Genomic DNA, 25755 nt, shown 5'->3' on the forward strand with positions numbered 1-25755 from the left:
TCGAAAGCATTAGCTTAAGTTTTGTGAGCATCCGCTCCTGTGAATTAGCCCCGAACAAAACTACATCGGAAGCATAAACTTAGTTTTGTGATTACCGCAGTGTAATCCATTCATCGCGGTGAATAACCTCCAGCCGGTGGACTTCCCCCAGCACTGGTACAATTTCACGGCTCGGCAGGCCTTGAATGCTGCGGAGCTGGGCATCATCATAATTGACAATCCCCCGGCCAAGCAGCTGGGCATCCGGCCCGAGAACTTCCACAACGTCCCCCGAATGGAAGCTTCCTTCGATCCGCTTAACTCCAACCGGCAGCAGGCTGTGACCGCCATGGAGCAGCGCTTCTACAGCGCCATCATCAACATAGATGGAGCCGAGCGGAGTGGACATGAAGCCAAGCCATTGTTTCTTGACAGGCAAAGAGGATAATGAAGTGGCAAAATAAGTGCCCTTGCCATTTCCCGCCGCCGCCAGTTGTAAATCGCCGGGTTCTGTGGCTCTGCCGATAAAGACAGGCACTCCGCCGCGTGTGGCGATTTTGGCGGCGTCGATTTTGGAACGCATGCCGCCAGTCCCTACACTGGAGCCGGCCCCTCCTGCGATGGCGTAAATCTCAGGAGTAATTTCCTCCACATGCTGGTAGCGGACGGCATCCGGATGCTTGCGGGGATCTCCGCTGTACACTCCGTCCATGTCGGTCAGTACGAGGAGATGTGATGCTTTCAGGAGGTTCGCCACCAGCGCCGACAGCGTATCATTATCGCCGAACTTCAGCTCATCGACCGACACGGTATCATTTTCGTTGAATATGGGCACGGCTCCCTGCCGGAGCAGCTCTTCCACCGTCATTACGGCGTTATTCATCGCCCGTCTGCTGCAGAAATCGGTGCGGGTTAGCAGGATTTGCGCAGTAGGGATGCCATGCCCCGCAAAAGCCTCCTGATAAGCCTGCATCAGCATCACCTGGCCAACCGCAGCGGCGGCCTGCTTCTCATGCAGCAGCTTGGGGCGGGAGGGATAACCTATGCCGCGGAATCCGGCCGCCACCGCACCGGAGGTGACCAGCAGCACTTCACAGCCGTCCTGGCGCAACGCAGCAATTTCGGCGGCGAAGAAAGCAATGGCCTCGCGGTTCAATCCGCCTTCAGGACCGGTGAGCGAGCTGCTGCCGATTTTGACCACAATTCGTGTTGTCATTGTGTTTCACTTCCTTCTTAAATTTAAATCTTCATCAAGCTGAAAACGACAAAAAGCCCCCATCCTTAGACTTAGCAAAGGACGAAAGCTGAATAACTTCCGCGGTACCACCTTCATTGATGAGGGATCATCCGACTTCATTCTCATAACGGGAGTTTCCGTCCTGCAGGCAGCAGGCCGCTCGGGGGTAGGATTCGGAATGGCCAACCGCGGTAAATTCTCTCAGCCTGCCGGAATTTACTCTCTGCTCGCGGATAGAGGCCTGTTCGTACTGGTCCCGTCTGCACGTTTCACTATTTGTCATTTAGAATACCATGCAGAAGTCGGGTTTGCAAAGGGAGAGCGAACTAATATTTTTACCAGAAAAGCTTGGGAGGAAATGATGTTTATCCTTGTGGAGGAACGGGCAAAATACCCGTAATCTGTACCAGGAGGTGGCTATTCTTGAAAACAGGAAAAAATGTCCAGCAGCAGCATGATCAGCATAAGCATTCCAGAGAGGCGGACGAGCTTCAAAACAGCGTGATCCGGGAATTTGTTGAAGACAATACCATTGATTCAAGAAAAGAAGGCAAGGTCGACGAGAGTACAGCAAAAATGCCGGATGAGCAGAACCGTCTGATCACCTACCGCCATCAGCATAATAAATAGGCTACAACCATTAGGCAACGCAGCAGCAAAAATGCCCTTTTGTTTCCAGTGACTGGAGCCGAAAGGGCATTAACTATATCCGAACCTTTCACTGCCGATAATCTGCAGCTACTCTTTTGCCAGATCTGCTACCGTTGTTTTGAAGGTTTTCATAAAAGCCTCCGCAGCCTTGGATAAATAACGGCCGCGGCGGTAAGCCACAACCAGAGTCCGGCTGGGCACCGGCTCCGCGAGCGGAAGATAGACCGGAACAAATTCGCTACGCGGTGCGCGGGCGATGAAGTGGGGAACCAAAGTCACACCCATTCCGGCGGCAACAAGCGATTGGACGGTCTCCATATTGTTGCTTTCGAAGACGATACGCGGCTCGAATCCGGCTTCCCGGCATAGCTCGACTGTCATTTTGCGGAAGCCCTGACCTTCTTTTAGCACAATAAACGGCTCATCCTTCAGTTCTTCCAAGGTGGTACGAATGCCCGCAGCACTCCGCGAAGCCAAGCGATGCTCTGGCGGGACGGCAAGGTCAATCCGCTCCTCGCCAAGTACTTCATAGGCAAGGGTGGGAATCTCCAGGGGCAGGGAGAGCAGACTGAGATCGGTCTGGCCGCTGGCGGTAAGCTTTTCCAGATTCATTGAGGAGTCTTCCAGCAGGGTAATCTCGACTTCGGCATATTTCTGTTTGAATACAGGCAGCACATGCGGCAGCAGATGCGCCCCGGTAATCGGCATGCTTCCTACAACCACCCGTCCGCTGCGAAGCTGGGAGATATCGGACATTTCCTGGCGCAGCAGCTCCACAGCATCAATAATGATCTGCGCCTGCTCCACAAATTTTTCTCCGGCATGGGTCAGCTCCACCGAACTGGTATTACGCTGGAACAGAAGCACGCCAAGCTCCTTCTCCAGCTTCGAGAGCTGCTGGCTGAGCGAAGGCTGGGCGATGTGCAGCTTGTCCGCCGCGCGGGAAAAGTTCCGCTCAGCCGCAATTTGCAATGCATACTGTAATTGTCTAAGTTCCATAAGAGGCTCCTTAAAAGATGTGTTTATAAGTATATCCTATAAGCGGAGTTATTAACATAGGTAGAACTGTTTCGGGAGGGGGTCTTCCAGTTTGAGTCAGCAAGACGAGACTTGCAATGTGAATGTACAAATATTTTTGCTGCTGCTAGACTGAAAGAGTATTAATCAACGGGCTGGCTCGCCGGATATTATAAGGACAGGAAGGATCAAATGTGACTACATACCAGGGAACAAATGTATATCTCAGATTTTTTATGCCGGAGGACGCAGAGGCTTTGCTGGATTTGGAGCTGCGCAACCGGAGAGTTTTTGAACAGTTTTCTGCTGTTGAACGGGATGATGCCTTTTATACATTGGAGAACCAGAGCGGACGGATTGCCGGATGGGGGATAGCTCGAGAGGAGAAGCGGAGTTATTCTTTCGGGATCTTTTTACATGAAAATGACCGGTTGATCGGCGATATTTCTCTTGTGCATATCGTGCTGGATTCACAGCAGAAATGGATCTTGGGCTATTTACTGGATCAGGGCCATCAGGGCAAGGGGTATATGAGCGAGGCGGTACCTTTGGTGCTGGAGTATGCTTTTAAGGAAGCCGGACTGCAGCTGATAGAGGCCGGTGCGAAGCCGACAAATGCCGGTTCGATCAAGGTGCTGAAGAAAGCGGGCTTTCAGGAGCAGGGACTGGTGCACAATCTTGTGAAAATCAACGGAAAGTTTGAAGAACATAAGATGTTTTATATAAATGGCCCTGAGTAAGCAGCAACACCTTGGTTGTTGCACTTAGTATGCTTATAGGTCAAACCTATTGGTTTTATAGAAATCATATCTTGGAATTATAACCACCCCGATGTTATATTTAGAGCATTCAAGAGAGACTCCACTTTCTCTTCAAATGAACGATTCTACTTTTATGAGGTGAAAATATGGGCAACAAGACAATGTTTGAAAAGATTTGGGACAATCACGTAATCCATCATGAGGAAGGCAAGCCAAGCATCATTTACATTGATCTGCATCTGGTGCATGAGGTAACTTCTCCGCAGGCTTTTGAAGGTCTCCGCCTCAGCGGCCGAAAGGTGCGCCGTCCGGGCCTCACTTTTGCAACAATGGACCATAACGTGCCTACCAAAGACCGTTACAATATCACCGACCCGATCTCCAAGCAGCAGATTGATACGCTGACACAGAACTGCCGTGATTTTGGTGTAAGACTGTTTGACCTGAATGATATCGACCAAGGCGTAGTACACGTTATGGGTCCGGAAATCGGCTTGACGCATCCCGGCAAAACGATTGTCTGCGGCGACAGCCACACTTCCACACACGGCGCTTTCGGAGCACTGGCTTTCGGTATCGGCACCAGTGAGGTTGAGCACGTGCTGGCTACCCAGTGTCTTCAGCAGTCCAAGGCCAAAACGATGGAAGTCCGTTTCACAGGCAAACGCAATCCAGGCGTAACCGCCAAGGATATGATTCTCGGCGTTATCGCCAAATACGGCACAGACTTCGCAACCGGTTATGTTATTGAATATACAGGCGAAGCGATCCGCGAGCTGTCGATGGAAGAACGTATGACCGTCTGCAATATGTCTATTGAAGGCGGAGCGAGAGCTGGATTGATTGCGCCGGATGAAACCACCTTCAACTATCTGCGCGGACGCCAATATGTGCCGCAAGGTGAAGCGTATGATGCTTACGTTGAGAGCTGGAAGGGGCTTGTCAGCGACGAAGGCGCCCAGTACGATACGGTTGTTGAATTTGACGTGGAAACCTTGATTCCGCAAGTGACCTGGGGAACCAGCCCGGGCATGGGCACGGATATTACATCAAATGTGCCGAATCCGGCTGACTTCACGACTGAGAATGAACGCAAGGCTGCTGAAAAAGCGCTCGAATATATGGATTTGAAGCCGGGTACACCAATGTCCGAAATCGGCATTGATTATGTGTTCATTGGTTCTTGCACGAATGGACGCATTGAGGATTTGCGCGCCGCTGCCGAGGTTGCCAAAGGCCACAAGGTATCCGACAAGGTTACAGCAATCGTTGTTCCGGGTTCAGGACGTGTGAAGCTGCAGGCTGAGAAGGAAGGTCTGGACAAAGTATTTACAGAAGCGGGCTTTGAATGGCGTGAAGCGGGCTGCAGCATGTGCCTCGCTATGAACCCGGATGTCCTGCAGCCTGGACAACGCTGCGCATCGACTTCGAACCGTAACTTTGAAGGACGCCAGGGACGCGGCGGACGTACGCATCTGGTATCCCCTGCAATGGCGGCTGCGGCTGCGATCAAGGGACGTTTTACCGACGTCCGTGACTGGAACTACAAGACGGAAGCCGTCAACTCATAGAATTTGAGAGAGAGCAGGAGGATAAAATCATGGAAGAATTCAAAAAATTAACCGGAATCGTTGCCCCGGTGGACCGGGTAAATGTGGATACGGATGCCATCATCCCCAAACAGTTTTTGAAGCGGATTGAACGTACGGGATTCGGTCAATTCCTGTTCTTCGAATGGCGCTTTGATGAAGCAGGCAATGACAATGCAGCTTTTGAAATGAACAAACCACGCTACAAAGGGGCATCCGTGCTGATCTCGCGGGCCAACTTCGGCTGCGGCTCCTCGCGTGAGCACGCTCCTTGGGCGATTATGGATTACGGCTTTAGAGTGGTGATTGCACCTTCCTATGCCGATATCTTCTACAACAACTGCTTCAAAAACGGCATTCTGCCGATCAAGCTCTCGGAAGCCCAAGTGGATGATCTCTTCAACCGGACGGCTGAGCATGAAGGCTACAAGCTTTCTGTGGATCTTGAGAATAAACAGCTCAGCGATGAATACGGACTCAGCATCAGCTTTGAGCTGGATGAGCACCGCCGCCAGTTCCTGCTGCAGGGACTCGATGATATCGGACTGACGCTCCAGCATGCGGATGAAATCGCAGCCTACGAAGAGCGCCATGCCGCGAAGCTGTTAGTTTAATACGAAAACTTTACATGTTTTACACAAAACTTCTATTTCCGGGTGTCGGAAATAGAAGTTTTTTTGCTATAATCGATATATTCGTTGCCGGTGGAGGCAACTTTTGGGGATTTCTGTCGTCTTAATCTTATCAAAGTAAATTTCTATCATTTGCCAGAAGGAGAGGGAAGGATGAAAAGAGCCGGACAAAGAGTGCTTTTTCTACTGCTATTGCCACTGTTGCTGCTATCATTCGCCGGCCATGAAGCCGCTGCTGCAGGGGGCAGCACCGGAAGAATCATTATGGACAACAAGGAGCTTGCGCTCCCCAAGGGAATCACCCTGGAGAATGTAAATGGAAGCGTTATGATTCCCATCCGTGTGGTCGTGGAGAACCTGGGGTTTGACGTGAAGTGGGAGCAGAAATCGCGTAAAGTAACCGTTCAGCAGGACGGTAAAAGTGTTCAACTGGCCGTAGGCAGTACAACTGCGGAAGCGGATGGAGTCACGCTCGCGCTGAATGCGGCGCCCAAGCAGAGCGGCGGAACGGTGCTGGTGCCGATCCGGTTTGTAAGCGAGCAATTCGGGCTGAAGGTCGGCTGGGACAACACCGACAAGACCGTATATTTGAGTGGAGGGCTTCCAAGCGGGACTGGTACCTCGGTAAATCCTCTGCCGTCGCCTACTTCGGTACCGTCAACTACACCTGCACCTGCGCCTACACCGGTGCCAACCTCTGTACCGGCAGACAGCTCAGGAACAGACGGAGATGTTGTGATCGGGATCGGGGTGCCTACCCCAACGCCTATTCCTGGCAGTGCGGGAACGGTTGTAAGCTCTCCACAGGTAATGGGAGCCGTATTTAGTGAGAACAGGCTGATTATCGCGACAGCGGGTGGCGTCAAGCCTACCGTTACGAAGATGACCCAACCGGATCGCATCGTCATTGATTTTCCGGGGGCAGCTTTTGCTTCTGATTTTGCCGGCAGCTTTCCGGGGGTTTCCACAAGCGGCAGCCCGCAAGGCAAGCTGGATGTCACCGGGTATCCGCAAATCTCTGAATTGCGCTATGCACTCTTCAGTGTAAGTCCGCCCACCGTCAGGTTTGTAATACAGACCGTAGGCGTCCAGCCTTATCAGGTGAGCACCGATCCCGCCACAGGGCTTGTAACTGTTGATCTGAATGTCGTGAATACCACACCTAATACGGGCGGCACTGGAGCGACCGGAAAGCCTATTGTGGTCCTTGACGCCGGGCATGGCGGTACACAGTCTGGAGCCGTCAGCTTAACAAAGAGACTGGAAAAAGACTTCAATCTTGCAGTAATCCGCAAAGTTGGAGCACTGCTCATGCAGGATGGACTGGTTGAAGTTGTATATACCCGCACTGAGGATAAAACTCTGGGCTTGCAGGCACGGGTGGATATCGCTGAAGCTGCAAAAGCCAATCTGTTTCTTTCAGTGCATGGAAATTCATTGCCTGCTGAATATCCGAACAGGGATAAAGTCAATGGCAGCGAGACCTATTATTCACGGACTGAGAGTCTGCCGCTGGCCCAGATCATGCACAAGCATCTGATAGCCGGGAGTGGATTCAAGGATAACGGAGTCCGAACCAAAAGCCTTCATGTCACCAGAGAAACGAGTATGCCTGCAGTGCTGCTGGAGGTAGGTTATCTTACAAATCCAGGAAATGAAGCGAGTATGTATGACGAGCAGTTTCAAGACAGCTTAGCCCGGGAGATCGCCGCCGGAATCAAGGAATACCTGGGATTATAGATTGCGAACTTGGCATATATTCGCAACTTTTATATGAGGGCGGCGTCTATACAATGTCGAAGGTTGTCAGCCTTGCTGTCATCATGAACGCCACTATAGGCGGAATACTAGATTCTTAGAGGTGAAGGATGAAAAAATTTGTTTTTATGCTGTTGCTGCTGCTCTTTGTAGTTGTTTTGCCGGGACATGGACATGCCGCTGCCGGCACTAACAAGATTTTTCTTGATGACAAGGAGCTGACCGCAGGACAGGACGTACCTGTTGAAAATGTGAACAGCTCAGTCATGGTACCGCTAAGAATGATCGCTGAGAACCTTGGATATAAGGTGGATTGGGATCAGAAAAGCAAGACAATCACCATTGAGCAACAAGGGAAAACGATCAAGCTGTTTGTGGATCAGACTACGGCCTCCGTTGATGACAAAACCGTGACCCTTACGGCCGCCCCGCTCTTGCGGACGGATACAACCCTGGTGCCGATCCGGTTCATTGGTGAGCAGTTTGGTCTTACGGTCAAATGGGACAATACTGCAAAGGTTGTAAACCTTATTACCCCAGAAGTACCTGATGCTAACGCCGGTACAGGCGGAAATTCCGGCGGTGACGGAACAAACGGGACTGTGCCTCCGGCGGATACTACGGCTAATTTGACCATGGTCAATGGGATCAGCTTCAGTGAGAATAAGCTGACCATTGCAATGGACGGAAGTTCACAGCCGAAGGTGTCCAAGATGACGGGGCCCGAGCGGATTGTGATAGATTTGCCTAATGCAAATTTCTCTGATTTATTCAGGACAGGACAGGAATTGGACTCCAGTCTGAACGGCAAGCTTACCGTAACGGATTATCCTGATATTTCCGGTGTGCGTTATTCACTGTTTAGTACTGCCCCTTATACAGTCCGTTTTGTTATTGATTTGAATCAAGCCAAAAATTATAGCGTCGACGTAACGGGAGATGTCTCCAAGCTTGTTATCATTGATCTGAATGCGGTAAGTACGGATACTCCGGTAACTCCGCCTGTAAATAACGGACGGAAGCTTATAGTGCTTGATGCCGGGCATGGAGCCAAGGATTCCGGTGCCGTTGGAGCTACAGGCAAATATGAGAAAAATTTCAATTTGGCAGTTGTGCTGAAAGCAGCAGCGCTGCTCAAAAAAGAAAGCAATATTGATGTAGTGCTCACCCGCAGTGATGATACCTTCCTGGAGCTGAAAGACAGGGCGGGAATGGCGAACAATCTTAAGGCCGATCTGTTTATTTCTGTACATGCCAACAGCGGTTCCCCGGCAGCGACCGGAACAGAGACCTATTATCAGCGGGATGCCAGCAAGGCGCTTGCGAATGTGATGCATAAGTATCTTGTCCAGGCGACCGGACTTAGTGATCGGGGCGTACGTTATGGGAATTTCCATGTTATCCGTGAAACCACCATGCCGGCTGTTCTGCTTGAGGTAGGGTATCTTAGCAATAAAGGAGATGAGGCATTGCTGTTCTCCGAAGCTTTGCAGAATAAGGTTGCTGCTGGTATTGTCAGCGGAATTAAGGAATATCTCGGACTATAGCAGCGGCCATACGGCTATGTCTGCCAATATTCATCCAGAGGGGGTAAATGTTGATGAATAACAAATTAACATATGCTGGAATTTCAGCACTGCTTCTGCTTGTGATCGCCGGCTGCGGTGAGAAGCCTGCAGCGGCGCCGGCAAATGAAGGCGTGCAAGCTTCACCTGCAGTTGTGAATGGAGCTGGAGGCAATACCGGAAATAACAACACCGGAGGACAAGATGCACCCGCCACAGCTACAGCCACGGCAACGCCACAGCCGACAGCCGAGAGTACGGCTCCTGCTGCTACAAAGCATCCGGATGCGCCGGAGAAAAAGAGTGAGAGCATATCTGTATACTATACGGACCCGCAGCAGATGGAGCTGGTTCCGGCCAAAGCTACAATAAGCTTTGCAGATGATGTAGAGAAATACAGCGAAGCCTACAAAGCGCTGCAAAGCAGTGATAAAGCGGACCAGATTCCTTTATGGGGAAAAATCGAGCTTAAATCGCTTAAATTTGTTGACGGGCAGATTCAGATGGACATTCATAAGCCGGACGAAGCGCAGCTTGGTGCTGGCGGCGAAGCTTTTGCCATTAGCGCGTTGACCCAAACGTTCTTCCAATTCAAAGAAGTGAAGAGTATCGAGGTTCTGGTGGATGGACAACAAGTGGAGAGCTTGATGGGCCATGTTGATTTGCTGCATCCTATGACCAGAGATAATAGCGGCGTTTAAAAGATTATGCAGGAATTGAATGGCAGACTGACGAAATGATGTATGTAACATTCAAATGAATCATGGAGAGGGGAATAATCTATTGTCCGGGCAAAAAAGGTCAAAACGTTCTATTCAATCGTATTCTACTCAAGCGGTATCTGCCTTGCTGGCCGGCGCGATGGTGCTTGGCGGAGCGGGAGCCGCTTTTGCCGATAATGCTACAACAGCAGCACCAACCTCATCTAACGTATCCGCTCAAGCGGCGGCAACAGGAATTTTCACCGATGTGAAAGCAGGCTTTTGGGCTGAAAAGCATGTTTACAAGCTGGCCTCCCAAGGGATTGTTGTGGGAAATAACGGCTTATTCCGTCCGGGTGATTCCGTTACCCAGCAGGAGGCGGTGCTGATGGCACTGCGCTTCATGAAGCTGCAAGGCAATGTAAATACCAGCACTGATGTTGTGCTGCCAACGGACTTCCAGGTTACGAACTACTATAAGCCTTATGTCGTGCTGGCGTTCCAGCAGGGCTTGCTGGATAAGACGGTTGAGATGGCTGCTGACAATCTGAAGACCTCCTGGGGAGAACGGAAAGCCAGCCGCGAGTGGGTTGCTGAATTATTGATCCGGGCGCTTGGTAAAAGTGCAGAGGCTGCCTCTGCATCCACAAAGCCTACCAGCTTCGCCGATGATGCCAAGGTGACTCCAAACAAACGGGGCTACATAAACACAGCGGTGAGCTTGGGGCTTGCCAACGGATTGGACGGAAACCGCTTTGATCCCCAGGGCGCTGTTACCCGTGCGCAACTGGCAACCTTCTTCAGCCGGGCCGAAGCTCACAATACGCTGGAGTATGACAACACTGTCAAAGGAAGCATAAGTGCACTCAAAGACGGCAAGCTGACCCTGTTCAGCAATGGGGCTACCTCTGTCTTCAACCTGACTTACGGCACTGCCTACTTCAACAGCACTTCCGATACAAGAATTAATCTTAGCGACATTAAGCCCTATACGAAAGTAACCGTCATCGGTGCTACTTATAATGCTGCTTACGTAGAGGTAACTGATCCTACACCACAGGTGCAGACGATTGAAGGGACCTTTGCTAAAAGCACTCCGGCAACGCTCTGGCTGGATTCTCCTGCCGGATATGATCAATACAGCTATGATGCGAACACCTCCTTTGTGGATGTGAACGGAGCTGTAATTACACCAAGCTCGATCGCTGCGGCAAGCAAGGTTACCCTGCTTCGTGAAACCTTCAGCGGAGCAAATAAGATCGTCAAGGTTCAGGTGACATCAGGATTTGTTAACAAGACGGCAACAGGCACCATTCAGAGTGTCGACACAGCCAATAAGAGCATCACATTCAAAGCTGCTAATGGGACTGCAGAAACCTTCAAATGGGAGGATGGCACTTCTCTATTCAGCTCGCAAAACGCTGTGCTGCTGCCGGCCGATCTGAAGGTGGGTGCTTCGGTCAAATATACGATTAAGGATAATGTTATCCGGACGGTAGAAGTGACTTCAGGGGTAGAACGCACCGTGCAGGGGTCGATTACTGAACTGACCAGCTCCTCTATTGTATACAAAAAGTCCGATGGAACTCGTGAAGTGAAGCTGCTGGGAACCACACCGGCAATCGTCATACCGAACGTTACTTCTCCTGTAATTGGCGACCTTATTGCCGATGCAGTGGCAGGAGACAACGTTCAAATCACGCTTAACAGCAGTGATCAGGTAACCAAGATTGAAGTGCTGAGCCGGCAGATTGACCAGTTTACCGGGGCTTCAGTGGTTGACTACAGTGCGAAGACACAGCTTTTGACGGTTATGGATACCAATAATAAAGCTCATTTGGTGCAACTGGATGCAAAGACAAAGCTAGCCTATGATGGGATAGCTACCACATCACTGACCAATATGGGATATAATCTGACCGAAGGCCGCAAGGTGGATGTAGTGGCTGCCGGACAACGTGCAATTTCTGTAGAGACAAGCACCAAATATACAGGCGTGTTGACAGGAGTGAATACTACTACCAGAATCATGACCCTGAAGCTCGCTAACGGTCAGACCTTGAATCTGTCATATCCGCAGTCTGTTGACTTCTTCGGGCGGACTTCGCTTGCGGTTACGGATGTTCCTCTGAACAGCTCAGTGACTGCCGTTCTGGCCGGGAATCAGGATATTGTGTCGATTCTTCGTGTAAATTCCGATGTACAGCTTGAGATTACTTCAGTCAATGCGGCTGCCAATAAGCTGGGAGTTAAGTGGTCCGGAGGAACATCAGAGATTTATACCGTATCAGCAGCCTTGACCAACGAATCCGCACAGAACATCAAGATCAGCGATCTGAAGGTTGGGGATTTCATTAATGTCTCATTTAATGGCAGCACCCCGGTGACCATTCAGACTGTTAAGCTTACTACTGGTCAGGTGTCAGCAGTGGATGCCGCTGCAGGCACGTTGACCGTGAAGGATTATACTGGTGCTTCACAGAGCTTGAAGGTTACCGGAGGGGTGAAAATTATCCGGGATGGCGTTACAACGACAACACTCGGCACACTCACTACGGCAGACCGCGTGGAAGTTCGCAAGGATGCTGACGGCGCACTCATCATTCGCGTCTTCACACAGTCGAAACGGGTCTTCTCAAGTTACGAGAGCGCAAGCGGAGAGCTTATTGCCAAACGGGTTACTCTGAATGATACTTACCGCTTCCTTCTTCCTTCAAATGTATATATTCATCAAGGAGACACGACATTATCCGTGCAATCTCTCAAAGAAAATGATAATATTATAATGTATTTCAATAATGACGTTGTTGTTGAAATCGCGAAACAATAAGGGCTTGGTGATTTTCCGTGTGAAGCACCGTCTTGATACAGGCGTTTTGCCTGCATCAAGACGTTTTTTTTGAAATGTAAGAAAGTATAAGTTTCACCCTATACTTTATCCTTACATTTCTCGCTGAAACGGATACCGTCCTTTTAAGGACGGCGAAGTCGTTTCCACTTGAAAGATATGAATTTATGTTTGTACACATAAATGTTTCTTATCTTTCTGCAGCAACGGTGCCGTCCCGCTTAAGGACAGTGAAGCCGTTCCAACTTGAAATTTGGGAGGTTGTGCCCGCCAGGCTTGCCCGGGCGGCAACACTTCGTGGAGGGGACGCTATGAAAGCTGCAGAGGTCCGCCACATTCTGGATACCATTGGAGACCTGTTCCCTGATGCACATTGCGAGCTGAACCACAGCAATGCTTTTGAATTAACGATAGCAGTGCTGCTCTCAGCCCAATGTACGGATGCAACAGTGAACAAAGTAACCGAGGACCTGTTCCAAAAGTACAAGTCCCCGCTCGACTATGTTTCCGTACCGATTGAGGAACTGGAGGCGGATATCCGGCGAATCGGGTTATACCGCAACAAAGCCAAGCATATTCAAAGCCTTTGCGCGATCCTGATTGAGCAGTACGGCGGAGAAGTGCCGCAGAGCCATGAGCTGCTGGTTACTCTGCCGGGTGTCGGGCGCAAGACCGCTAATGTTGTAGTGTCCAATGCGTTTGGAGTGCCGGCTATTGCCGTGGATACACATGTGGAAAGAGTGGCTAAAAGGCTTGCGCTAGCGGGCTGGAAGGACTCTGTGCTGGAAGTGGAGAAGAAGCTGATGAAGGCGGTGCCGCGGGACGAATGGACACTGACCCATCACCGGCTGATCTTTTTCGGACGATATCATTGCAAAGCACAGAATCCTAAGTGTCAGGTTTGCCCGCTGCTGGATGTTTGCCGGGAGGGCAAAAAACGTATGAAACCGGCTGTAACGAGAAAAGCTAACAATCATACGGCAAAAACAAGCTAAGAGTTAGAGATGAAGAAGAGGATGGGATTGAGATGAAGTGCATTTCTGTATATACCGATAATTTTGAAGCTTTTTCCGATATTTTTGAACGGGTGGTAGAAAGCCCGCTTGAGGAAAATGAAGAGCAGGAAGTGGAAGGCATTACAATCAGCCATTCCGGCGATGTGCCTGAGCATTACCTGGAACGTATGTCCCAGAAACCGGAAGTTGTTGTGATGAAGGACAAATCCCGCGGTTTGACCATTCTGCAGCACGGCAAGGTATTCGAAATCCTGCTGCCAGTACTGGAAACTGCCTAAGTTGTCACCTAAGGTAACAATAACTATCACCAATAAGTAGAAATGTAAGGATGATGGATGGTGTGGAACCTCTATTTCCTTATATATAACAAAAGGAGTCGGCCCTCGGGCCGGCTCTTTTTGTTATAAGATAAGAATCTGTCTGGGGAAATACATGCGGCCTCTTCTTACTCTGAGAGATCATTCTCAACGAAGGTTTTCAGCAGAGACAGCTTGTCATCCCAGTAGATATCAAAGAAGGAAAGCCAGTCTCTCAGCTCAGCCAGCGGCTCAGGTTCTAGCCTGTACCGCGTCTCCCTCCCCACCCGCTGACGGCTTACCAGACCCGCATCCGTCAAAATATGCAGATGTTTGTTAACGGCCGTGCGCGAAAGGGGAAAGTTCTCGGAGATCGCGACAATAGGCATATCTTTGCCAGCAAGCAGCTTCAGTACGCTCCGGCGGGTGGGATCGGCGATGGCATGAAATACATCATGCTGCGCTGCAGGAACTGACACGGTCAGGCCTCTGCGTAGGCAACGAGTTTTTCCTTGACGATGCTCTCCCAGCCGCCATTCATAATGCCGCGAATGATCGTATGAGGTTGTCCAAACTCGGTGACCTTTGCTTCATCCCAGCCTGAATGAATAAGTGTAAATTCTGTCTGCCTGTTCTCCAGCTCTTTCAACTCAAACGCGAGATGCCAGTCTTTCCCCCAATCGAAGCCAAGCCGGTAAGGCGGCTCAATGTTGGTGACTTTGCAAGGAGAATCGCCAAATTGGCCGGACCGGAGAATAAACTCATGGCCCAGAGCCGGCTCAAATGTATTGTCCATCCACCAGGCTGCCATTCCCTCCGAAGTGGCAACAGCCTTCCATACTTTTTCAATGGGTGCATTCAGAACTACAGTTTTACGAATTTCGGGCAATGTCTTATCCATGTGTGCAGATTCCCTCCTGATTTGTATAGCAACTTTGTAACTTCGCTCTGATAATAACACCTTTAGGTGTTACTTTGCAATCTTTCGTGAAGGATAATAGGGGATTTTGTAAATAGTTATCATTTGAATTGTGGCAATTCGGTGATAAAATGTAATTATTCTATTGTGAAATAACGATGTCCGAGCAGAGGGAATTGTTATGAAGCCTCGAATTTTGACGAAGCCAAACTGGGGGCCCTTCTACGAAGTATCATGGTCTGAAGTGCCGCGAAGGAGCGGTATGAATGTCTATTGTGAGCATACGATTCAAGATATAGAAGGTGGGAATTAAAGTGGGAGCGGAAAGGGCCAAGATGGTGAAGGAAATCCGGGAAGAGTCGCCTTTTACACTGTTAAGAGAGCTTATGGAACGTTGGGAAGATCCGGCTGCGGAACGAATTTTTGCTGATCTGCAGGCGAAAGCTGCTGCGGGTGAGCTGACCCTGGCCTTTTGCGGGCATTTCTCGGCGGGAAAATCGAGCATGATCAATCAGCTATGCGGCAGTTCTGTGCTGCCCTCCGGGCCGGTTCCTACCAGTGCCAATATCGTATCTATCCGTAACGGAGCACCGCGTGTTCTGCTCTATCCTATGGCAATCGAGCCGGGAAAAGAGCCTTCTGCATGGGAGACTACTCCCGATCAGCTACAGGATTATTGCCGCAGGGGCGGCGACTACTCAGCCATTGATGTCTGGGAGAATGTGCCGCTGCTGGGGGCGCACGGGGTATTGATGGACACTCCGGGGGTAGATTCCACCGATAACGGACATCAGGCAGCTACGCATTCAGCGCTTCATCTGGCCGATGTCGTGTTCTATGTGATGGATTACAATCATGTGCAGTCCGAGAATAATCTGGCGTTTGCCAAAGCTCTTAGCGATTGGGGAAAACCTCTGTATCTTATCGTCAATCAAATTGACAAGCACCGTGAACGGGAAATAACGATTGAGGTGTACCGGGAGCAATTGGAAAGCGCTTTCGGGCAGTGGGGCATTCAATCGGCCGGAATACTCTTCACTTCGCTAAAAGCGGGGGATCATCCGCTTAATCAGTGGGATGACTTGCTCACCGTGATTGCCTCCTTGCTGGAACAAAGGGAAGAGCTGCTGCAGTTTAGCTTGTCACGCTCTCTGCATCATACTGCAGACGCTGCGCTGGAGGCTTACCGGCAGGAGCAGCGGGAAGAACGGGAGCAGCTTCAGGAAGAGGCGGGCACTGCGGATAAGGATACCGTGGAGCGCGGGCTTATTGAATGCGCGGAAGAGCGCGAGGTGATCAGCGGGCTTGCGGAGCAGTCGCGGCTGAATCTGCGCGCTGGCCTGGATGCGCTGCTGGGCAACAGTAGCCTGATGCCGGCAGAGGTCAGATCGGCGGCGGGGGCCTATGCGGAAAGCGTCAGTCCCGGCTTCCGGCGGGGGCTGCTGTTCACCGCAGCGAAGCGGGAGAAGGAGCAGCAGAAACGTCTGGAAGCCTGGCATACGCTGCAGAGCCGTGAGGTTACCGCCCAGCTTGAGTGGCATTTGCTCCAGCTCGTGCGGGAATGGGGAGAAGGCCTCGGACTCTGGGACGAGGCGGCGGACACGGCACTTAAGCAAGGGCTCCCGGCGGTGAGCCAGGATATGCTGGCGGCTGCAGTTAAGCCGGGAACCGGGTTCTCCGGCGAGGCGCTGCTTAATCTCTGCCGCGCTCTCGCGGCTGAGATTAAGGCAGGCTTCCGCCGCGCCGCCCTGGCCTTCGGCGATGAGCTGCTGGCGAAGCTGCCGCCTATGCTGGACGAGCGGCGCGCGCAGCTTGCGCGCCGCGAGGCGGCCCTGCAGCGGCAGGCGCGCGCCCTTGACGCGCTGGCCGCGCTTACCCGCGCGGCGGACGCCCGCGCGGCCGAGCTTGCGGCGCTGCTGCCGCCGCGCCGCACCCTCACCCCCGGCACCCTGCCGGTGCCGGAGGTGAGGGTTACCCCGCGGGCGGGCGCGCTTAGCGCCGCGCCGCGCGAGACCCAGCCGCCGCACAGCGCAGCGGCTGGAAGCCCCGCCGCAGCTGGCTTTGCGGCGGGGGCGGCTTCGCCGGCGGGCGGGCGCCGCCGGCTCGGGAAGGCCGCAGCGGCGCTGGACGCTGCGGCAGAGCTGCTGCGCGGCGAGCCGGCGATGGCCTCGGCTGCGCGCAGCCTGGCGGCACGGGCGGCGGATCTCGCCGGCGGCCGCTTCACCCTGGCGCTGTTCGGAGCGTTCAGCGCCGGCAAATCCTCCTTCGCCAATGCGCTGCTTGGCGAAGAGGTGCTGCCCGTGTCTCCGCATCCCGCCACGGCGGCGGTTAACCGCATATTGGCGCCGGAAGGGGACTTCCGTCACGCCAGCGCGGTGGTCGCCATGAAGACGGCGGAGGATTTCTGGGAGGACATCCTCCATTCCTTCAGCGTGCTGCAGCTGGCTGCGCCGCAGCGGCACTCATGGACGGCTGCGGCCGCGAATGTCCAGGTCAGCGGGCTTCATCCTTCAGCGCTGCCGCATGCCGGATTTCTGCGGGCGGCAGCAGCGGGCTGGAAGGAGGCGGAGCCTCTCTTGGGAACGGTGCGTACCGTTGATCTGCAGGAATACCGCCTGCTTGTTGCCGAGGAGACACGTGCCTGCTACGTTCAGGGGATTGACCTGTATTATGACTGCCCTTTGACGGCAAGCGGCATTGTGCTGGTCGATACCCCCGGCGCGGATTCCCTGCATGCGCGTCATACCGGAGTAACCTTTGGTTACATGAAGAATGCGGACGCGATATGTTTTGTGACCTATTATAACCACGCCTTCTCCAAGGCGGACCGGGGATTGCTCGCCCAGCTTGGGCGGATTAAAGACAGCTTTGCGCTGGATAAAATGTTCTTTATCATCAACGCCTCCGATTTGGCTTCGGATGAAGCGGAGCTGGAGGAGGTCCGGCAGCATGTCGCGCAGAATCTGCGTGCCGGAGGCTTGAACGCGCCCAGGATGTATGCCTTGTCCAGCCTGCTTGCGCTGGAGGGAAAGACCGCAAACCGCCAGGATGTGTATGAGGCGTCCCGGTTCGCCGGCTTCGAGCAGGCGCTTGCGGATTTCGCGGGCGGAGAGCTGCCCCGATTGTCGCTTGCGTCAGCTAAAGAGAGCCTGGTCTCGGTGCGCCGCCGTGCCGGGGAATGGCTGGAGACGGCCAAGCTTGCTGCGGACCAGCGTGAAGCGGGCATGCGCAAGCTGCAGGAGCAGCGCCGGAAGGCTGAGCAGCGGCTGGCAGCACTGGAAGCCGAAGAGCGTCCGCGCCGCGATCTGCGCCGGGAAGGCGAGGAGCTGATCTATCATGTCCGCCAGCGGCTTGCCTTTTCCTTTGGCCGTTTCTTTCAGGAGTCGTTCCATCCATCCCTGCTTCGGGAGGATGGCGGTAACCTGAAAGAAATCTTCACAGCCTGTGGAAGAGAACTTGAACGCACGGTTCAGCGTGAGCTGGAACAGGAATTATGGGCGACTACACTGCGGCTGGAAGCAGCAGGAATCAGACTTGTGCATACAGCGGCGGTATCGGCAGCCGAAGAGCTGTTCATACCGGCAGAGGAGCTTCGGTACTTAGAAAATGGTAATGAACGCTGGAATTCTCCAGCCAAGCTGGAAGCCGAGCTTGCGCCGCTGGATTGGCCGGCACTGTGGAACCGGTTCAAATCGCCGCGCCATTTCTTCGAAGGTCCGGGACGGAACGAGGTAAGAGCCGCTGCGGAGCCTTGGCTTAAGGATGCCGTAGCCGGGGCGTCTTCAGGGCTTGAAAGCTACCTGCTGGACTTCTACACAGATGCTTTGGGGGCGGCCTTGTCCCGTGCGGCGCATGCACTGCGCGAGAGTCTTGCTGAACGGGAGGCAGCCATGACAGAGCTGCTGAAAGGGGGTGATTCGGCAGAGCATTGGAGTCATCTAAGCACAGAATTACTGCGGCTGGAAGCTGCTTTTGGCAATATCATGGACAGCGATCTGTGAAGATTGTAGGAAAATGTCGATGAAGACTTGCATTCTGACGGATGATGGAAGAAAATAAAGAAGCCTGAAAATTTACAATTGAAACTGCATCGTTTACAGAAAACTAGAACGCAGCAGTTAAATTGCCGAAAGAGGTTGGAATCGACAATGTGGGGAGCTCCTTTTTCAGCCCAGAGCCGTAAGCTGTTGCTCTTGGGCAGCGGGGAATTGGGCAAGGAAGTCATTATCGAAGCTCAGCGCCTTGGCGTAGAGACCGTAGCTGTGGATCGTTATGAAGCTGCACCGGCGATGGGAGTGGCCCATCGTTCCCATGTTATTGATATGCTTGACGCGGAAGCGCTGAAGAAGCTCATTCGTGCCGAGAAGCCGGATCTGATTGTGCCGGAGATTGAAGCGATTGCTACCCATGCACTGCTGGAGCTGGAGGAAGAAGGCTTTTTCGTAGTTCCTACTGCACGTGCGGCCCGGCTGACTATGGACCGGGAAGGCATCCGCCGGCTTGCTGCTGAAGAGCTTGGCCTGCCGACTGCAGCCTACCGTTTCGCTGACGGTCTGGACGAGCTGCGTCAGGCGGTGGAAGAACTTGGCACTCCTTGCGTGATTAAGCCGATTATGAGCTCTTCCGGCAAAGGACAGAGCATCTGCAAGCGGCCGGAGGATGCAGAGAACTGCTGGAATATCGCGCTTGAAGGCGCACGCGCCAAAGGCACCCGTGTTATTGTAGAGGGGTTCGTTACCTTTGAGAGTGAGATTACACTCTTGACTGTGCGTTCTGTAAGCGGGACTGTATTTTGTCCTCCCATCGGCCATATACAGAAGGACGGCGACTATGTGGAGTCCTGGCAGCCGCATCACATGAGTGAGTCCCAGCTTGCCGAGGCCCAGGCTATCGCCAAGGCGGTAACCGATCAGCTTGGCGGATATGGAATTTTTGGTGTGGAGCTGTTTTTAACGGATCAGGGGGTACTCTTCAGTGAAGTTTCGCCAAGGCCCCATGACACCGGAATGGTTACAATGATTACACAGGATTTATCGGAATTTGCTCTGCATGTCAGAGCCATTCTTGGATTTCCGCTGGACTCGGTGCACTTGCTGACACCGGGCGCATCAGCTACCCTGAAGGCAGAAACAGCCGGACAAGCTTTTAGAGTAACCGGAATCGGTGAAGCACTCGCGCTTCCTCGTACTCAGGTTAGAGTGTTCGGCAAACCGGAGGTCCGTCCTGGACGACGGATGGCCGTAGCGTTAAGTGCGGCGGAAGATGTGGAAATCGCGCGGACAGCAGCCAAGCAGGCGGCGTCTATGCTAAAAGTGGAGGGAATTGAGGATGAACAGTAGTACTCAGGAGCAGGTACTGCAAATTCGCAAATGCGGCATGAATGATCTGGAGAGAGTGACAGCCCTTCTGCGGGAATTCGGCTATCCGACAACGCTTAGCGTGATGAAAGAAAGAATGGAAGACATGGAGAATGATCCGTTCCATTGCACACTGGTTGCAGAGCTTGATAACGAAGTTGTGGGAATGGTTGGACTCCGGCAGGTGAAATCCTATTACAAGCATGCGGATTGTATTATGGAGATTACCGCGCTGATCGTATCAGAGGAGCATAGAGGAAACGGCCTTGGCAAAAGACTGGTCGCTGCAGCCGAAGAACGGGCCCGCCAGCAGGGCTGCTGCCAGTTGTTCCTGAGAAGCGGCAACCGTGTGGAGCGCGCACCGGCGCATGCATTCTACCGCCACATCGGATTCGAAAAAATCGCCGGCTACCGCTTTAACAAAACCTTGCTATAATCCTATACGTTACCGATCATCCCCATCCCGGTTCAAGCGGGATGGTTTTTTTTTGCGAAAAATTCGGTATTATCTTACAATAAGCATAATATTTAACTTATCTTAGATTAAGACGGCAAATCCTCTACTCGCCTGCAACCTTATATTGTGGATTGACAGCGGCGCTATTGTCGTATGATAATGTACAACACACTTTTAGTGCTGAACGCTTGTTATATCAGTTGAACTAAAAAAATATAAGGGCAGAAGTGACGGAGGGGAAGTTTGGATACTTACGGAGCGAATGCGTCCGCCTTTGTATTCAGATGTTATCCGCTAAGCGATATAATAAAAAAACATCTGAATTGGGCAGCGGCCGGAAGTCCAAACATTCCCCGCAGTTACGACCAGCCCCCAATATGAAACTCTAAAGTTCAACTTTTATAAAATCGTTCATTATGACCTAAACCTGATCCAAAGAGGGATGAACGTGTATAAATTGATTCTTGCTGAAGATGAAGAAGACGTAAGGGAAGGGATCATCGCACAGATCGATTGGGAAAGCTACGGCTTTGAGGTTGTAGATCAGGCCGAGAATGGCCGGGAAGCTGCGGATGCCATCGACCGGCTGCTCCCGGACGTGGTTGTTACCGATATCCAGATGCCCTTTATGAACGGGCTGCAGCTTGCCGAGTGGATTCGCAGCCGCCACCCCAATACCAAGATTATTATTTTGACCGGCTATGACGAATTTGAATACGCCCAGAAAGCGATTAAGCTGCAAATTGACGAGTATATTTTGAAACCGTTTTCCTCGCAAGAGCTGATTGATATTCTGCTCAAGGTCAGAGGGACGATTGAGGCAGAAATTGCCGAGAAGGAGAACGTGTATGAGCTCACCGAGCACTACCGCAAGAGCCTTCCGGTGCTGCGTGAGCAATTTCTCTCTTCGCTGGTCTCCCGCAGGCTGCGTGCAGCAGAAATTGCCGAGAAAAGCGCCGAATACGGCATCAACCTCTCCGGTAATCTCTTTCAGTCCTCAGTGATCAGCATAGATTATATTCGCGAGGGAAGCGGACAAGCCGCAGCCGAAGGCAGGCCCGTCTCCCTTAGAGACACCGGGGACCGCAATCTGCAGTTGTTCGCTGTGCTGAATATCGCAGAGGAGATATGCCATAAGATCAGCTTTGGCAAAGTATTCATTCACCGGGATGATGTGGTCCTGCTCTCTGTAAGTGCCGGGAGGGATGAGACGGAGATTACGGCCAAGACCTTTGCCATCCTGGAGGAGATCCGCCAAAATGTACAGCGCTTTCTTAAACTGACGGTGACGGCGGGAGCCGGTACGGTATGCGGCTCGCCGTCACTCTTGTCCGATTCCTTCGGAGATGCGCTGCAGGCGCTGGATTACCGGCTTATTCTTGGTAACAATAGAGTCATCTGGATTGAAGATGTGGAATCGAGAGTAGGCCGGATGCTGGCTTATGATGAATTAACCCGGCAGTCGCTGATCCGCACGGTCAAGCTGGGCACTGTTCAGGAGCTTAAGGAGGTTGTGAACGAGCTGTTCAGCGGCCTTGATGCCGAGCAGGTATCCACGCAGGACTATCAGATTTTCCTGCTGGAGATCATCACCTCAATTCTGCGGGTGGCGAAGGAGTCGGGCAGCGAGGCGAACGATTTCATCGGCTCGGGGATTTCTTCGCTGAGCGAGCTCCATAAATTCAACAATATGGGTGAAGCCAAGGAATGGATTATTCAAGTGTGTACCCGGCTGATGGATTCCATTGCCTCCGGGCGGCAGTCGAGCTACAAGCAGCTCATTGACCAGGCCATTGAATATATCCGCAGCCATTATGAGGAGTCCGACATTTCCATCGGCAAAGTATGCCAGCACCTGCATATCAGCACAGGTTATTTCAGCAGCATTTTTAAGAAAGAAATGAAAATGACCTTTGTCAGCTATCTGCTGCAGATCCGTCTGGAGGCTGCCAAGGAGCTGCTGCGCTCCACGGAGCTGAAGGCTTTCGAAATCGCTGAACGCATCGGGTTTGCCGACCCGAATTATTTCAGCTTTTGCTTCCGCAAGAAATACGGACAATCACCCAAAGAGTACAAAAACAGCGCCCGGGGAGGATAAGCCATGAACAAACCGAAGGCTTATTTTTTTCCGCTGCGCCCGCAGCGGCGCGGCGGAGGCAAGATCAGATGGTCTTCCAAGCTGCGGAGTATCCAGCTTATCATTACCTTAACCTTTACGGCGGTCACTGTGCTCGTTGCAGTGATCGTCAGTTTTATGCTGTACAACAAGTTTGCAAGCACGGCCGAAGAGAACGCCAACATGAATATGCAGCAGATCATCGAGCAGGTGAATTACAACCTTGGGCTGTACGTCAAAGGGATGGGGAGTATTTTCAAAACTGCGGAGAAGCAGATCACAGCCAGTCCTTCCATTGACTCACCGCTGCTCAATGAAAGAATGGATACGCTGATGAGCAGCCGTGAGGATCTGGTCTCTGTGGCCCTGTTCACACCGCAAGGGAAGTATGTCATGGGTACGCCAGGCCAGAAAATGAGGCTTAATACACAGCTGCAAAGTCAAAGCTGGTTCACCTCGGCTATACGAAGCTCCGAAATTTCCTATTCCGCACCGCATATCCAGAATCTTTTCAAGGGACGTTACACCTGGGTTGTGTCCATCAGCAAAATGATTCAGTACAAAGAAAACGGAGCGACCAAAAACGGCATCCTGCTGATTGACTTCAACTTCCGCACCATTGATGAGCTTAGCAGGCAGGTTAAGCTTGGCAAAAGAGGATACGCTTACATTTTGGATTCACTGGGTAATATCGTCTACCATCCACAGCAGCAATTGATTTATGCCGGACTGAAGTATGAGAACGTGGAGCCGGTGCTTGAATACGCATACCGCAGCTACCTGGATGAATCGACGGGAGAGAAACGTTTTATTACGGTACGTACATTGGCTCAGACCGGCTGGAAAATCGTCGGCGTCGCTTATTACGATGAGATTGTGACGACCAAACGCGACTTGAACCAGTTTTTGGCCTGGTTTCTGGGCGCTGTCATTCTGTGTGTTATTGCATTATCCGTCTATCTGTCCTGGCTGATCGCAAGCCCAATCCGCAAGCTGGAGCGGACCGTCAAGCAGGTTGGGGATGGGGATCTCAATACCCCGATCCATGTCAGCGGCGCCTATGAGGTCGAGCAACTGTCGCGGCGGTTCAATCTGATGCTGCAACGGATTCGCCAGTTGATGGACCAGATTATTTATGAGCAGGAGTCGAAACGCAAGGGTGAGCTTGAGGTGCTGCAGTCCCAGATTAACCCGCATTTTCTGTACAATACGCTGAACTCTGTGATCCGGCTGGCGGAACGCGGCAAAACGGATGAGGTGGTGACCATGATCCAGTCGCTCTCGAAGTTTTTCCGGATCAGCCTCAGCAAAGGGAACAATATTATAACCATGCAGGAAGAGCTGGATCATGTCCGGCATTATCTGGTGATTCAGAGCTTCCGCTTCAAAAATAAATTCCGCTATGAGATTAAAGCCCAGGATGAGGTGCTTCAGTACCAGACGATCAAGCTTATCCTGCAGCCTATTGCCGAGAATGCGCTCTACCACGGTATTGAAATGCTGCCGGATGAGGGGCTAATTTCCATCAACGCGGAGCTGCAGGAGGGGCTTATTGTCATTCGCATCAGCGACAACGGCCTTGGTATGACCCGGGAAACGCTGAACACGATTCTTAGCGGAGGGGGCAAATCCGTCGGCAACGGCTCAGGTGTAGGTGTACGAAATGTGAATGAGCGGATTGGCCTCTATTACGGGCGTGAATATGGTCTTTCCTTTGAGAGTGAGCTTGAAGAGGGCACGACGGTTACAATTATTTTTCCGGCTATTAGTGCTGTGGAGGATCTTAATGGACAGAAGGAGGAGGAATCATCCCAATGAGAACAATACGGTTGTGTATGACTTTGCTGCTGTGTGCAGTATTGGGGGTCACGCTTACCTCCTGCCTGGGCCCGTCTAAAACGTACATCAGCACTAGCAAAACACGGAACGTCCACCTGATTGTGAAGATGAGCAGCGGCGATTACTGGAATACGGTGAAGCTCGGAGCGGAGGCGGCCGCCAAGGAGTTTAATGTGAAGCTGACGTTCAAGGCGCCGGCCTCGGAGAGCGACATAGATGAGCAGATTTCGATGGTGGAGGATTCCATTAAGCAAAAGGCGGATGTGATCATCCTCGCTGCCAGCAGCTATATGGGGCTTGCCCAGGTTGTGGACCGGGCGGCTTATTACAAAATTCCCGTGATCTCCCTAGATGCCGAAGTCGGGTCCGCCAAAGTAAGAGCCTACGTGGGATCGAACGGCTATGAGGCCGGGCAAAAGTCTGCGGAAAGGCTCATTCAGCTTTTGCATGGCTATGGAGAGGTTGGGATCATCAATTTTACCAATTCCTCAAGCGGGCAGGAAGGATCTACCGGGACAATTGATTATGGAGCCAGAGATGCGGACGAACGGGAGCGGGGTTTTTTGAATTATGCCGCCCGTTATCCTCATGTTGAGGTTGTGCAGATTTCCTACACCTCATCGAGCACTGCCACTGCGGAGCAGCTGACCCGGGATATGCTGGAGAAGCACCCCAATCTGCGGGGGATCGCCACGCTGAATGAAACGGCATCGCAGGGGGCTGGCAAAGTCATACAATCTCTAAATAAGGGCAATTTAAAAATGGTTGCGTTTGACAGTTCTCCATCCATGATGGAAATGCTCCAGGACGGCACAGTGCAGGCTACAGTTATCCAGAACCCCTTCAGCAACGGCTATTTGGCTGTGAAATATGCGGTAGAAGTCACCGAAGGCCTGGATGTGCCTGAGCGTGTTGATACCGGAACGAAGCTGATAGATCTGGAGAATATGTTGTGGCCGGAGAATCAAAAGCTGCTGTTTCCGTTCGTGAGATAGAAATCTTATATCATTAGAATTT

The 25755-nt window shown here is 52.1% G+C and carries 20 protein-coding genes; 16 read left to right on the forward strand and 4 right to left on the reverse strand.

Going from position 1 to position 25755, the window contains the following annotated elements:
• Nucleotides 1-91: 91 nt before the first annotated feature.
• A complete protein-coding gene (proB, locus tag ACX1DY_RS23700; RefSeq protein ID WP_458966665.1) occupies nt 92-1195 on the reverse strand; it encodes a glutamate 5-kinase in 1104 nt (367 codons plus the stop codon).
• A 444-nt stretch (nt 1196-1639) separates the two neighbouring features.
• Here proB and ACX1DY_RS23705 point away from each other — a divergent pair, with 444 nt between their 5' ends.
• On the forward strand, nt 1640-1846 hold the full coding sequence (locus tag ACX1DY_RS23705; protein WP_458966666.1) for a hypothetical protein: 207 nt from the start codon (nt 1640-1642) through the stop codon (nt 1844-1846).
• Nucleotides 1847-1954: 108 nt separating this feature from the next.
• Here the strand turns inward: ACX1DY_RS23705 and ACX1DY_RS23710 are convergent, their stop codons facing one another.
• On the reverse strand, nt 1955-2866 hold the full coding sequence (locus ACX1DY_RS23710; RefSeq protein WP_458966667.1) for a LysR family transcriptional regulator: 912 nt from the start codon (nt 2864-2866) through the stop codon (nt 1955-1957).
• Nucleotides 2867-3078: 212 nt separating this feature from the next.
• On the opposite strand from ACX1DY_RS23710, the gene ACX1DY_RS23715 reads away from it, so the two are divergent.
• The 9 genes from ACX1DY_RS23715 to ACX1DY_RS23755 all read left to right on the forward strand — a co-directional run bounded on the left by ACX1DY_RS23715 (nt 3079) and on the right by ACX1DY_RS23755 (nt 14032).
• Nucleotides 3079-3624 (forward strand): GNAT family N-acetyltransferase, encoded by a 546-nt coding sequence (locus ACX1DY_RS23715; protein ID WP_458966668.1) that lies wholly within the window; start codon nt 3079-3081, stop codon nt 3622-3624.
• 167 nt (nt 3625-3791) lie between these two features.
• Nucleotides 3792-5216 (forward strand): 3-isopropylmalate dehydratase large subunit, encoded by a 1425-nt coding sequence (gene leuC / locus ACX1DY_RS23720; protein WP_458966669.1) that lies wholly within the window; start codon nt 3792-3794, stop codon nt 5214-5216.
• A 29-nt stretch (nt 5217-5245) separates the two neighbouring features.
• Nucleotides 5246-5848, forward strand: a complete 603-nt coding sequence (gene leuD / locus ACX1DY_RS23725) for a 3-isopropylmalate dehydratase small subunit (protein ID WP_458966670.1) — start codon at nt 5246-5248, stop codon at nt 5846-5848.
• A gap of 171 nt (nt 5849-6019) precedes the next feature.
• Nucleotides 6020-7606: an N-acetylmuramoyl-L-alanine amidase gene (locus ACX1DY_RS23730; RefSeq protein ID WP_458966671.1), complete on the forward strand. Its 1587-nt coding sequence runs from the start codon at nt 6020-6022 to the stop codon at nt 7604-7606.
• A gap of 128 nt (nt 7607-7734) precedes the next feature.
• Nucleotides 7735-9171: an N-acetylmuramoyl-L-alanine amidase gene (locus ACX1DY_RS23735; RefSeq protein ID WP_458966672.1), complete on the forward strand. Its 1437-nt coding sequence runs from the start codon at nt 7735-7737 to the stop codon at nt 9169-9171.
• 53 nt (nt 9172-9224) lie between these two features.
• Nucleotides 9225-9890, forward strand: a complete 666-nt coding sequence (locus ACX1DY_RS23740; protein ID WP_458966673.1) for a GerMN domain-containing protein — start codon at nt 9225-9227, stop codon at nt 9888-9890.
• Between the two features lie 82 nt (nt 9891-9972).
• Nucleotides 9973-12720, forward strand: a complete 2748-nt coding sequence (locus tag ACX1DY_RS23745) for an S-layer homology domain-containing protein (RefSeq protein WP_458966674.1) — start codon at nt 9973-9975, stop codon at nt 12718-12720.
• 329 nt (nt 12721-13049) lie between these two features.
• Complete coding sequence (nth, locus tag ACX1DY_RS23750) at nt 13050-13733, forward strand: endonuclease III (protein WP_458966675.1); 684 nt, start codon at nt 13050-13052, stop codon at nt 13731-13733.
• A 32-nt stretch (nt 13734-13765) separates the two neighbouring features.
• Entirely contained in the window at nt 13766-14032 is a 267-nt protein-coding gene (locus ACX1DY_RS23755; RefSeq protein ID WP_019910050.1) for a hypothetical protein, read from the forward strand.
• Nucleotides 14033-14199: 167 nt separating this feature from the next.
• Here ACX1DY_RS23755 and ACX1DY_RS23760 read toward each other — a convergent pair whose 3' ends face one another.
• Together ACX1DY_RS23760 and ACX1DY_RS23765 are read right to left on the reverse strand one after the other, a co-directional pair.
• Nucleotides 14200-14529 carry an ArsR/SmtB family transcription factor gene (locus ACX1DY_RS23760; protein ID WP_458966676.1) on the reverse strand — a complete coding sequence of 110 codons (330 nt, stop codon included), beginning with the start codon at nt 14527-14529 and terminating at the stop codon, nt 14200-14202.
• A gap of 2 nt (nt 14530-14531) precedes the next feature.
• On the reverse strand, nt 14532-14951 hold the full coding sequence (locus ACX1DY_RS23765) for an SRPBCC family protein (RefSeq protein ID WP_458966677.1): 420 nt from the start codon (nt 14949-14951) through the stop codon (nt 14532-14534).
• 332 nt (nt 14952-15283) lie between these two features.
• On the opposite strand from ACX1DY_RS23765, the gene ACX1DY_RS23770 reads away from it, so the two are divergent.
• The 6 genes from ACX1DY_RS23770 to ACX1DY_RS23795 all read left to right on the forward strand — a co-directional run bounded on the left by ACX1DY_RS23770 (nt 15284) and on the right by ACX1DY_RS23795 (nt 25733).
• Nucleotides 15284-18970, forward strand: a complete 3687-nt coding sequence (locus ACX1DY_RS23770; protein WP_458966678.1) for a dynamin family protein — start codon at nt 15284-15286, stop codon at nt 18968-18970.
• A gap of 147 nt (nt 18971-19117) precedes the next feature.
• The gene (gene purT, locus ACX1DY_RS23775; protein ID WP_458966751.1) at nt 19118-20308 is read left to right on the forward strand and encodes a formate-dependent phosphoribosylglycinamide formyltransferase; all 1191 of its coding nucleotides are present in this window, start codon (nt 19118-19120) and stop codon (nt 20306-20308) included.
• On the forward strand, nt 20298-20762 hold the full coding sequence (locus tag ACX1DY_RS23780) for a GNAT family N-acetyltransferase (RefSeq protein ID WP_458966679.1): 465 nt from the start codon (nt 20298-20300) through the stop codon (nt 20760-20762). Before purT ends, ACX1DY_RS23780 begins: the two co-directional genes overlap by 11 nt.
• Nucleotides 20763-21231: 469 nt before the next feature.
• Nucleotides 21232-22881 carry a response regulator gene (locus ACX1DY_RS23785; RefSeq protein ID WP_458966680.1) on the forward strand — a complete coding sequence of 550 codons (1650 nt, stop codon included), beginning with the start codon at nt 21232-21234 and terminating at the stop codon, nt 22879-22881.
• 3 nt (nt 22882-22884) lie between these two features.
• On the forward strand, nt 22885-24717 hold the full coding sequence (locus tag ACX1DY_RS23790; RefSeq protein ID WP_458966681.1) for a sensor histidine kinase: 1833 nt from the start codon (nt 22885-22887) through the stop codon (nt 24715-24717).
• Nucleotides 24714-25733, forward strand: coding sequence for a substrate-binding domain-containing protein (locus ACX1DY_RS23795; protein WP_458966682.1), 1020 nt, complete (start codon nt 24714-24716; stop codon nt 25731-25733). Before ACX1DY_RS23790 ends, ACX1DY_RS23795 begins: the two co-directional genes overlap by 4 nt.
• Nucleotides 25734-25755 lie beyond the last annotated feature (22 nt).

The sequence above is a fragment of the Paenibacillus sp. BAC0078 genome (assembly GCF_054483875.1).

Excerpts from the sequence above, each read along its gene's own strand:
- proB (WP_458966665.1), bottom strand. The coding sequence starts at position 1,195 with ATGACAACACGAATTGTGGTCAAAATCGGCAGCAGCTCGCTCACCGGT.
- ACX1DY_RS23710 (WP_458966667.1), bottom strand. The coding sequence starts at position 2,866 with ATGGAACTTAGACAATTACAGTATGCATTGCAAATTGCGGCTGAGCGG.
- leuC (WP_458966669.1), top strand. The coding sequence starts at position 3,792 with ATGGGCAACAAGACAATGTTTGAAAAGATTTGGGACAATCACGTAATC.
- leuD (WP_458966670.1), top strand. The coding sequence starts at position 5,246 with ATGGAAGAATTCAAAAAATTAACCGGAATCGTTGCCCCGGTGGACCGG.
- ACX1DY_RS23730 (WP_458966671.1), top strand. The coding sequence starts at position 6,020 with ATGAAAAGAGCCGGACAAAGAGTGCTTTTTCTACTGCTATTGCCACTG.
- ACX1DY_RS23735 (WP_458966672.1), top strand. The coding sequence starts at position 7,735 with ATGAAAAAATTTGTTTTTATGCTGTTGCTGCTGCTCTTTGTAGTTGTT.
- ACX1DY_RS23740 (WP_458966673.1), top strand. The coding sequence starts at position 9,225 with ATGAATAACAAATTAACATATGCTGGAATTTCAGCACTGCTTCTGCTT.
- nth (WP_458966675.1), top strand. The coding sequence starts at position 13,050 with ATGAAAGCTGCAGAGGTCCGCCACATTCTGGATACCATTGGAGACCTG.
- ACX1DY_RS23755 (WP_019910050.1), top strand. The coding sequence starts at position 13,766 with ATGAAGTGCATTTCTGTATATACCGATAATTTTGAAGCTTTTTCCGAT.
- ACX1DY_RS23765 (WP_458966677.1), bottom strand. The coding sequence starts at position 14,951 with ATGGATAAGACATTGCCCGAAATTCGTAAAACTGTAGTTCTGAATGCA.
- purT (WP_458966751.1), top strand. The coding sequence starts at position 19,118 with ATGTGGGGAGCTCCTTTTTCAGCCCAGAGCCGTAAGCTGTTGCTCTTG.
- ACX1DY_RS23780 (WP_458966679.1), top strand. The coding sequence starts at position 20,298 with ATGAACAGTAGTACTCAGGAGCAGGTACTGCAAATTCGCAAATGCGGC.
- ACX1DY_RS23790 (WP_458966681.1), top strand. The coding sequence starts at position 22,885 with ATGAACAAACCGAAGGCTTATTTTTTTCCGCTGCGCCCGCAGCGGCGC.
- ACX1DY_RS23795 (WP_458966682.1), top strand. The coding sequence starts at position 24,714 with ATGAGAACAATACGGTTGTGTATGACTTTGCTGCTGTGTGCAGTATTG.